The sequence below is a fragment of the Protofrankia sp. CiP1_Cm_nod2 genome, assembly GCF_920664355.1.
GTDB lineage: Bacteria > Actinomycetota > Actinomycetes > Frankiales > Frankiaceae > Protofrankia.
This window is the reverse complement of sequence record NZ_CAKKTL010000252.1, coordinates 1-7,232: the sequence shown is the minus strand read 5'-3', so window position 1 is coordinate 7,232 and position 7,232 is coordinate 1. Positions and strand designations below refer to the sequence as shown.

The following is a 7,232-nucleotide window of genomic DNA, read 5'->3' as shown; positions in this document are numbered from 1 at the left end:
ACGCAGCGCCGCTCCGCGTCCCGCTCGCCGTCGGCCGCCTCGAGCGCGGCCCGGGCGGCCTCGTAGGCGGTGACGTCGCGGGCGGCCAGCGCGCCCGCGAGCGCGGCCAGCTCCGGAGCGGACGTCCCGGTCCTGGCCGCCGCCAGGTAACGGCCGTGGATGCGGCTGAGATCCGCGGTGGCGGCGGCGGCGCGTTGCCGCCACCGGACGTCCTCGAGCGCGGCGGCGAGATCCCGGCAGGCCCGGGCCCCGGTGAACGTGACACCGAGAGAGCCGCCGGCGGCCGGGGTGCCCGTGACGGCGGTGCCCGTGACGGCGGTGCCCGTGACGGCGGTGCCCGTGACGGCGGTGCCCGGGGCGTCCGACGTGCCAAAGGCGCCGGCGGCGGCGGAGGTGTTGGCAGCGCCGAAGGAGGCCAGGACGCCGAGGACGCGGTCGCGCGCGCCGCGGGCGTGGTCGACCGCGGCGAGGGCGCCGGCCAGATCGTGCAGGCGGGCCAGGCGCACCTCGGGGGCGGCGTCGGGGTCGACGTGTACGTCCACCAGCGCCCAGGCGCTGCTCGCCGTCTCCAGGCAGACCTGCGCGGTCAGTCGGGCGAGTACCACGTCGAGCAGGTCGGGGGTGCGCGGGGGGATGCCGTCGACAGCCGCCTCCGTGAGCAGGGGAGCCGCGTTCTTCTGGGCCTTCGAGGGGAAGACGGCGCGCAGGCCGTGGCCGGCCGCCAGGTGGGCCCGCAGCGCCTCACCGTGGGCGAGCAGCACCTGCGCGCTCGCGGGCCCCCGCTCGGTCAGCGCGGGCAGGACGACCGTGTGCAGCCCGACCCGCTCGAGCGCGCCGGCGGCCTGCTCGACGGCCGGCGTGGTTGAAGCGATCTTCTCCCACAGCACGGCGTCACGGCCGGCGAGGGCGTCGTCGAGCGCTGTCTGCACCCACGCCCAGCGGGTGTGATGGCCCGCCACCAGCGCCAGGGCGTCAGTCAGCTCCGCGGCGGCCGCCCGCAGGGCGTCCACCCGCGCCGGGGACAGCCCGGCGAGCCGGTCGGCGAGAGCGGCGACCGGCTCGCCAAGGGTGGCCGCGCTGTTGTGGGCGACGGAGGAGGCGGCCTGCTCGGCGGCCAGCAGCTGGCGGATCGTGCCGGTCGGGACCAGCAGGTCCGGATCGGTCGGGTCCTGGGCGAGCCGGTGGGCCCGGGCAGGTGTGCGGGAGCGCAGCACGGCGAGCAGTTCGGCCGCCTCGGCGGCGTCCAGGGGTGCTGGCGGCGGCCCACCATACTCGCCGCGGCTGCCGCGTCCACCGTGGTCGTTGTAATCGTTGCGACCGCCATGACCGCCATGACCGCCGCTGGCGGGTGTCGGGCCGTGCCCGCCGGCAGCGCCATCGCCGCCGCGTCCCCGGTCGCTGTCGGTGATATTGCCACCGGCGCTGGCGCTGTCCTGACCGGCGGCGGGCCAGGGCACGGGGGTGGGGAGCCAGCCGTGGGCGGCGTGCTCATCCCGCACCCGGGCCGCGATCCGGGCCAGGGTGCCCTCCCAGCCCGGCGCCACATCGTCGCTGCTGTGGTGGACGCCCTCGGCCGCGCGCAGCTGCTGGATCAGTTCGGCCAGTTCGGCCCGGCGTGCGACGGCGTCGTCCCGCCGGGAGCGCAGCCGCGCGATCCGCCGGTCGTGGTCGTCCGGCCGGAAGGCGGCCTTCTCCGCCGCGAGCGCGCTGATGCTCACCGCGAGCTCGGTCGAACCGGTGTCGTCGAGGTCGGTGAGCGACACGCACAGCCGTTGCAGCTCCGGGGGCATCTTCTCCCGCAGCACCCGCAGCGCCTGCGCCTTCTGGCTGGTGACCAGCACCCGCTTGCCCTCGGCGAGCAGCGCGGACATCAGGTTGGCGATCGTGTGGGTCTTGCCCGTCCCGGGTGGCCCTTCCACCACGACGCCGTTGTCCCGGCGCAGGCGTTCCATCACGTGGGCCTGCTCCGGGTTCGCCGGCAGCGGGAACAGCGGCGCGGTGTCGCCCGGGCCGTCCCCGCCGGGCGCCGCGTCCCCGGCAGGCAGCACGTCTCCGGCAGGCACCGTGCCCGCGGCCAGCCAGGCCAGGCGTTCGTCGGCCTCCAGCGTCTCGACCAGCTGCACCAGGCCGAGCGGGGGCGGGCTGTCGCCGCGCAGCGCGTCCAGCATCTGGTCGTAGTAGTTCAGCAGCGCCGCCCGGCCGCGGGCGCGCAGCACCAACGCCGGGGCGAACGTCACCTGCGGGCGCGGGCCGGGCCGCGCCGCCGGCTGCCAGGACGGCGAGTAGCCGTCGGTGGACACGTCCACGGCAAGGGTCAGCCAGTCGCGCAGGACCCGCTCGTCGTCGGAGCCGAGGGAGACGGCGGGGCGGCCGCGCAGCCGCTCGTGCAGCGCGTTGGTCCGTTCCGGCCGGAACGCCGCCACCCCGTCGAGCAGGCTGCTGTCCTCCAGCCGGGTTGTGGCCTCGGCGGGCAGCCGCAGGCGGATGGCGGAGCTGGCCGCGTCGATCTCCACCAGCAGCCTGGTCGCGAGCAGATGATGACGGACCTCGACAGCCGCGGGTGGGCCGTCCGTCGCGGAAGGCCGCCCGCCTGTCACGGACGGGCGTGCCGCCGCCGGGCCGAGCGCCGGCCGGCCCGGCATCGTTGCCGATGTGATCGTTGCCGCCGGGTCGAGCGAGGGCATGCCGGTCGCGGACGGGCCGGGCGCGGCTGCCGGGCGCGCCGTGGACGCCGGTCCCGACGCCGACGCCGACGCCGATGCCGACGTCGGGACCGGGCTCGGGACCTGCCAGGACAGCAGGCCGGTGCAGAGCACCAGCTCGAGCGCGTCGCCCTCCTGCGCCAGGCGCTGGGCCACCGTGTGCAGGACGTTGTGCAGGGCCCGCCGGTCGGCGTCCGCGCGGGCCCTGGCCGCCCAGATCCGCCAGGCCGGCAGCCACTGCGCGTAGGCAGCCCGGATCTCGGGCGCGTCCGCGAGCCGGATGGTTTCGGTGATCTCGCGCTGGATGCCGTCCGGCCGTAGTTCGACGCGGGTCCGTGGGCCGATCTCGCGCAGCGGCGGGAACTCCTCGACCGGCTCGCCCGGCTCGGCCATGACGACCCAGTCGGTGAGCGGGCCGGGCAGCGCCGGCGGTGGTGGCAGTGCCGCCGCGGCGGGTGCGGCGAGCAGCACCTCGCCGGGGCCGGCCTGCTCGAACAGGGACAGCCCGTCCGGGAGGTCGTCGAGCCACACCACGGCGGGATGCTCGTCGACCGTGGTGACCCGCGGCGCCTGGGCCAGGGCGATCTCCCGCAGGAACCGGACCAGCCGGTGGCACCGGTCGGTCAGCGTGGCCCGGCGCCGGTCGTCGAGGTGGTACTCCGCGCGGAGCGGCCCGGCACCGCTTTCCGCACCGGGCTGTTCCCCGCCGGGCTGTTCCTCGCCGGGCTGTTCCTCGCCCTGCCGCCCCGCTCGCCCCGCGCGACGCTGCCCGCCGCCGAGCCGCTCGTCGCCCCGGCGCTCGCTGTCACGGCGCTCGTCGGGGCGATCAGCGTGATGGTGCCCGTCGTGATGGCGCGGCTGGCGAACCGCCGTCTGATCGGTCATAGTCCCCTCCGGATGCGACCGCCCCCGAGGGCTTCCTCCGATGGCCGGATGCGCACACCGGCGGACACATCCCGTTGCGGCAGTGCCCATAATGACGCGTCCCACTGGGATGCGGTCATGCCGGGTGGCGTCGCGGGCGGGCACGGGCGGCGGGAGCCGGCCGGGGGGAACCTGTCGAAGGGGGGCCGATGGCCCGGCCCGGCGGGCCGCCGCGTGTGCGAGCGCGCGGGTGCGACAACATACCCAGCTGTGAGCTCACGGTTTCTTGCGGACCTGCACATCCACTCCAAGTACTCACGGGCCTGCAGCCGCGACTGCGACCTGGAGCATCTTGCCTGGTGGGCGGCGCGCAAGGGGATCCAGGTGATCGGCACTGGAGACTTCACCCACCCGGCCTGGACGCAGGAGATCGTCACCAAGCTCGTGCCGGCCGAGCCCGGCCTGTTCCGGCTGCGCCCCGACCTTGAGGCGGACGTGCTGCGGGCCCTGCCCGCGTCCTGCCGGGTGGCGACCCGGTTCATGCTCTCCACGGAGATCTCCACGATCTACAAGCGGGGGGAGCGGACCCGCAAGGTCCACCACCTTCTTTACGCCCCGAGCACCGACGCCGCGGCCCGGATCACCACGAGCCTGGCGAAGATCGGCAATCTCACCGCGGACGGGCGTCCCATCCTGGGACTGGACTCGCGCGACCTGCTGGAGATCACCCTTGGCGCGGGCGACGGCTGCTACCTGATACCGGCCCACGTGTGGACGCCGTGGTTCGCGGTGCTGGGCTCCAAGTCCGGTTTCGACGCGGTCGAGGACTGCTACGTCGACCTGGCCGACCACATCTTCGCGCTGGAGACCGGCCTGTCCGCGGACCCGCCGATGTTCTGGCGGCTGTCCGGGCTCGACCGGTTCCGCCTGGTCAGCAACTCCGACGCGCACTCCCCGCCCATGCTCGGCCGGGAGGCGACCGCGTTCACCTGCGACGTCGACTACTTCGCCATGCTCGCGGCGCTGCGCACCGGGGACGGGTTCGCCGGCACGATCGAGTTCTTCCCCGAGGAGGGCAAGTACCACCTCGACGGCCACCGCAAGTGCAACGTCCGCTACGAACCGAGCCAGACCCGGCAGGCGGACGGGCGCTGCCCGCAGTGCGGACGGGCGCTGACCGTCGGCGTCCTGCACCGGGTGGACACGCTCGCCGACCGCGCCGAGGGGGTCCGCCCGCCGACCGCGGGCGAGGTGCGCTCACTGGTGGCGCTGCCCGAGGTCGTGGGGGAGATCCTCGGGGTCGGGCCGAAGAGCAAGGCGGTGGCCGCGCAGGTCACGGCGCTGGCCACCCGGCTCGGCCCGGAGCTGGGGATTCTCGCCGAGGTGCCGCTGGACGCGATCGCCGAGGTCGGCTCGTCCGCGCTGGTGGAGGCGATCCGCCGGCTGCGGAACGAGGAGGTGATCCGCGAGGCCGGGTACGACGGCGAGTACGGCGTCATCCGCCTCTTCCGTCCGGAAGAGCTCAGCTCGGACGCGGGCACGCTGTTCGACCTCGCCGCCGGCACGGCAGCACCGCCCGCCGACGCAGCGGCATCGTCCGCCGGTGTAACGGCTCCGCCTGCCGGCACAACGGTGCCGGGCGCCACCGCAACGGCACCGGGCCGCGCAGAGCCGGGCCGCGCAGAGCCGGGCGGCACAGCGGAGAAGGCGGCGGGGGAACGGGCAGCGGGGGAGAAGGCAGCGGCCGCGGGCGGCTCCCGAGCTCGCTCCGCCCGTCGGGCAGGCCGCGCCGTCCGTACCGCGCTGGCGCCGTCCGTGCCGGCGCCAGCAGGCCGGCCGGCATCCTTATCCGCGGCCCCGTCCGCGGTGGGCAGCACCGCGGTGGACAGCACCGTGGATTCATCGGGCACGCCGGATCCGGCGTGCCCGGCTCCTCGGCTGCGTGTCCCGGCCGCCGACACGCCCCCCTCCGGCCCGCCCGCCGCCGGCCCACCATCCTTCGACGCGCCCGCCGCCGGTTCCGTGACGGGCGTGCCCCTCCAGAGCGCGCCGCTTCCGAGCGCGCCGCCCGAGATGCCCGGCTCGTCCGTCCTGGCCGCTCTCGACGCCGAGCAGCGTGCCGCGGCGGCCGTCACGAACGGCCCGTTGCTGATCGTCGCCGGGCCGGGGACCGGCAAGACCCGCACCCTCGTCCACGCGATCGCGTACCGGGTGCGGGAGTGCGCGGTGCCGGCCGAGCGGTGCCTGGCGGTGACCTTCACCCGGCGGGCCGCGGCCGAGCTGCGTGAACGGCTCGACGCGCTCATCCCCCAGCAGGCGTCGCGCGTCTTCGCGACCACCTTCCACGGCCTGGGGCTGCGGATGGTCCAGGAGCAGCACGCCCGGCTCGGCCTGGGGCCCGGCGTCACGGTCGCGGACGAGGCGGTGCGCGCGCAGGTCCTGCGGGAGGCGCTGGCCGGCACGGCGTCGGGGGCGCGCAACCTGGAGCGGCTGCGGCGCGCGCTGGCCGGGCTGCGCCGTGCCCGCGCGCTCGGGGAGCCCACCGACGGGCACGAGCTGGCCGTGCTGGCGCGGGAGTACGACCGCGGGCTGCGCGCGCGCAACCTGGTCGACCTCGACGACCTCGTCCAGCTGCCCGTGCTGGCGATGCGGGAGCATCCCGAGGTCGCCGACGAGTACCGGGCGCGCTGGCAGCACGTCTGGGTCGACGAGTACCAGGACGTCGACGAGCTGCAGTACGTCCTGCTGACCATGCTGGCCGGGCGCTTCCGCGACGCCTCGCCCGCCCGGTCGGCGCGGTCGGTGCCGTGGCAGGCCGCGTCACCGGAAGCACCGGAAGCACCGGAGCCATCGGAAGCACCGGGGGCGTCGGAGCCATCGGAGGACGTCGCTGGCGGGGATTCCGCCGCCGACGGCGCGACCGGCGCGTGGCCGGCGGCGAACCTGTGCGCGATCGGCGACCCGGACCAGGCCATCTACTCCTTCCGCGGCTCCGACGTGGGCTTCTTCCTGCGTTTCCGGGACGATTTCCGGGACGCGGAGGTGGTGTCGCTGACCCGCAACTACCGTTCCACACCCATGATCGTCGATGCCGCCGTCCGCCTGATCGAACCGGCCACCCTGGTGCCCGGCCGGACCCTGCGCGCCGTCGGGCACCATCCGCGCAGCGCCCCGGTGCTGCTGCGCCGTACCGCCGACGAGGCCGACGAGGCATCGGTCGTCGTGGGCCTCATCGATGAGGCCCTGGGCGGCACGTCCTTCCACGCGCTGGACACCGGCGTGGACGGGACGGAGCAGGCCCGGCTGTCCTTCTCCGACATCGCGGTGCTCTACCGCACGGCCCGCCAGGCCCGGCCGGTGATGGACGCCCTCGACCGGCAGGGGTTCCCCTTCCAGCGCCGGTCCCACAACCGGTTCGCGGACACCCCGGGCGTCGCGTACCTGCTGGAGCTCATCGGCGACGACACGCCGGCCGGCGGGATTCCCGCGCCTTCCCCGCTCCCGGCAGGCACCGCGATCCCGGCGGGGACGGCACCGGCCGGCCCTCCGGTAGGTCCGACGCCCACCGGGCCTCTCGTGGGCGCGGTGCCGGCGCGGGGCCGCGGCGTTCTCGCGCGGCTGCGGACGGCGGCCCAGACCGCGCTCGAGCACGCCGCGGCCCTGCCC

2 protein-coding genes are annotated in these 7,232 nt (G+C 75.9%); one reads left to right on the top strand and one right to left on the bottom strand.

Going from position 1 to position 7,232, the window contains the following annotated elements; genetic code table 11:
• The coding region (locus NBW84_RS20770; RefSeq protein WP_250286588.1) for an AAA family ATPase at positions 1-3,587 on the bottom strand (3,587 nt) is incomplete at its 3' end.
• Between the two features lie 249 nt (positions 3,588-3,836).
• Between NBW84_RS20770 and NBW84_RS20765 the strand changes: the two genes are divergently transcribed.
• Positions 3,837-7,232, top strand: a 3,396-nt coding sequence (locus NBW84_RS20765; RefSeq protein WP_250286586.1) for a UvrD-helicase domain-containing protein, incomplete at its 3' end; no start/stop codon positions are given.